This is a genomic window from Staphylococcus pasteuri, assembly GCF_030547725.1.
GTDB classification, from domain to species: domain Bacteria; phylum Bacillota; class Bacilli; order Staphylococcales; family Staphylococcaceae; genus Staphylococcus; species Staphylococcus pasteuri.
This window is the reverse complement of record NZ_JAUOQO010000874.1, coordinates 1-240: the sequence shown is the minus strand read 5'-3', so window position 1 is coordinate 240 and position 240 is coordinate 1. Positions and strand designations below refer to the sequence as shown.

Annotated in this window: 1 protein-coding gene; it reads left to right on the top strand. The window is 60.4% G+C overall.

Annotation, left to right across the window (positions count from 1 at the left end; translation table 11 throughout):
- Nucleotides 1-240, top strand: a 240-nt coding sequence (locus tag Q4528_RS15780) for a hypothetical protein (RefSeq protein ID WP_303522676.1), incomplete at both ends; no start/stop codon positions are given.

Genomic DNA, 240 nt, shown 5'->3' with positions numbered 1-240 from the left:
CCCCGATGTCGAGGATGCGGCGCGCGCCGCCTATCGTGACCGCAGCGATCAGGACGACGACCCGCGTCTGGCCATGATCGACCAATTCATCGACAACAATGACCTGATTGACGCCAATGTGGTGGGCGCGATGAATTCCAGCTACGAATTCTACGCCGGGCTGGTGGATGGCGGCGCTTTTGAGATGAGCGAAGAGGAAATCCTGGGCGTGGTCTGGGAAAGCGAAGCAGAAAGCCGGGC